The sequence below is a fragment of the Virgibacillus chiguensis genome (assembly GCF_900129865.1).
GTDB lineage: Bacteria > Bacillota > Bacilli > Bacillales > Amphibacillaceae > Virgibacillus > Virgibacillus chiguensis.
Map to the genome: position 1 here is coordinate 1 of NZ_FQXD01000037.1, position 2,112 is coordinate 2,112.

The window sequence follows — 2,112 nt, forward strand, 5'->3', positions numbered from 1 at the left end:
TGGAAAGTAACGGTAGCACTAGCAGATACAATTTTTATAAATTAGTTAGAATAAAATAGGCGGAAAAATAACGCCTAAACATAATATACGAGGAGGGTGGCTATGAAAAGAAAAAAGATGTGGGTTATTATAGCCAGTGCAATAGCAGTAGTTGGCATTGGTTTTACTGTTGTTTATTTTGGAGGTACTGCTTCCAAAGCGGCTATTACGAAGGTGGAAGCAGAGAAAATTATTTCAAGCCAATACCCTGGATCGCTAGAAGGAGATATTCAAAAACAAGAAAATAACAACTACTATGTTGCAAGTATAGAGCATAAAGGAAAACAGTATGAAATAAAGATTCATGAAAAAACTGGAGAAGTTATCCAATTAAACGAAGTATCTACGGGGAACAAAGACGACCGAAAAGCCTCTGAGCAAAAAGAAAATAACGATACAAATGGAGCCGAAAATAGTGAGCAGGCGAGTGAACGAGACAAAAAGCAAGATAATAATGCTGGACAAAGTGTTGTCATAAGTGAAGAAAAGGCGAAAGAATTAGCTTTGGAGGAATTTGCTGGTACGTTTGATGAACTAGAACTAGATGAAGAAGATGGACGCTTTGTCTATGAAGTAAAAATTGTTCATGGGGAAGATGAAGCTGAAATCACGATTGATGCATTTACAGGGGAAATCTTGTTTACCGAAATAGAAAGAGAAGATTAACTTATATAGGTAGTGCATTAGCGTGAACGAGGTAGGTATGCTAAAAAACGCAAAGGGAAAATGTATTAACAAATTATCTATGAAAGAAATCGTTTGCAGTTCCAGCTATGCTCTATAGATACCCATTCTTCTGATAGGGAATTGACGTTATCAAATTTTAACAAGAAAAATAGCCCTTACCCATTTGGGAGCGTATTAGAGAGAACAGGGGGCTATTTTTTTGTGTTTACACTATAGGAAGTATAAAAGTATAAAGGTTTATAGTATAAGAGAAACTATGCCATTCGCCATAAAACTTGGCGACAGGCCAAGTTTTTCTAGAAATAGAGACAACAACTGCTAATAACACGAATTTTCTACTATTCCTTAGTCGAACAGACTACGATTTCATATATCTAGCTTGTCTTTGCAAAGCCCTTTATTCATGAAGAACATTCGATACGCAATTAAAAAAAGTAATCTAGTGGTCTTTAGCACGACAATTAAATTCACTAGTAATTAATTCTTTTCTTAGCAAATTCTAATCTTGTTCACAAGGTTCTCTTATTCCTTATGGTTATGATAGAACTAACAACAAACAAGGAGTGGATAAGAATGAAAAAGAAATTAGGAATTATTATCGGAACAATAGCTGGTGCTGCGATTTTGGGTACTGGAGTATATTATTCTAATGCAGATGAAGCAACCCCAAAGCTGGATGGAGATAAAATTAAGAGTATGGTGCAAGAACAATACGATGGTCAAATCACTGAATTTGAATTAGAGACGGATCGCCATAAAGCAGTGTATGAAGTGGAAGTAACAAACAAAAATGTGGAATATGATTTAGAGCTTGATGGGGACAGCGGAGAAGTGTTGAAAGAAAACAAAAAGGAAATCAATCAAACGAAAAATGGGAATAGCGAACAAGCGCAAATAAATGCTGCTAAAGAAAAGTTGATATCCATGGAAGAAGCGAAAAGCATTGCCAAGAAACAATTTGATGGCAAAGTAATGAGCATGGAACTAGATGGAGATGATAATCAATTTATTTATGAAATAGAGCTTAGAAATGGAAAGAAAGAAGCGGAATTTGAGATTCATGCTGAAAATGGAGAAATTCTGAAGCAAGAAATTGAAATAGAAGATGATCATGACTTTTAGGAGACATGTCTAATGGATAAATGGAACAAAAAAGCCACCAAAACTTGTGTGCTATCGTTATGTTTATCGTCAAAGCTTTAACTTGGCTTAAAATGCTTATATCCCTAAAGAAGGTGCTGTATGACACCCGCGTTTCTAGACAACGCTAAGAGGTAGATAACAGCACCTAAACTTTTTAACGTTTTTAGCCAAGAAGTCTCCATCTTCAAGCGTGTGAAGGGTGAAATCCCAGCGGTAAGGTGGAGATGAATTGGCTTTCGGTCA

2 protein-coding genes are annotated in these 2,112 nt (G+C 35.8%); both read left to right on the forward strand.

Translation table 11 applies throughout. The features are described from left to right. Window positions 1–102 precede the first annotated feature (102 nt). Window positions 103–705, forward strand: a complete 603-nt coding sequence (locus tag BUB45_RS19220; protein WP_073013497.1) for a PepSY domain-containing protein — start codon at window positions 103–105, stop codon at window positions 703–705. 594 nt (window positions 706–1,299) lie between these two features. Next, window positions 1,300–1,848: a PepSY domain-containing protein gene (locus tag BUB45_RS19225; protein ID WP_073013499.1), complete on the forward strand. Its 549-nt coding sequence runs from the start codon at window positions 1,300–1,302 to the stop codon at window positions 1,846–1,848. Window positions 1,849–2,112 lie beyond the last annotated feature (264 nt).

What these genes read in the sequence shown, in the direction of transcription:
- BUB45_RS19220 (WP_073013497.1), top strand. Translation starts at nt 103, where the DNA reads ATGAAAAGAAAAAAGATGTGGGTTATTATAGCCAGTGCAATAGCAGTA.
- BUB45_RS19225 (WP_073013499.1), top strand. Translation starts at nt 1,300, where the DNA reads ATGAAAAAGAAATTAGGAATTATTATCGGAACAATAGCTGGTGCTGCG.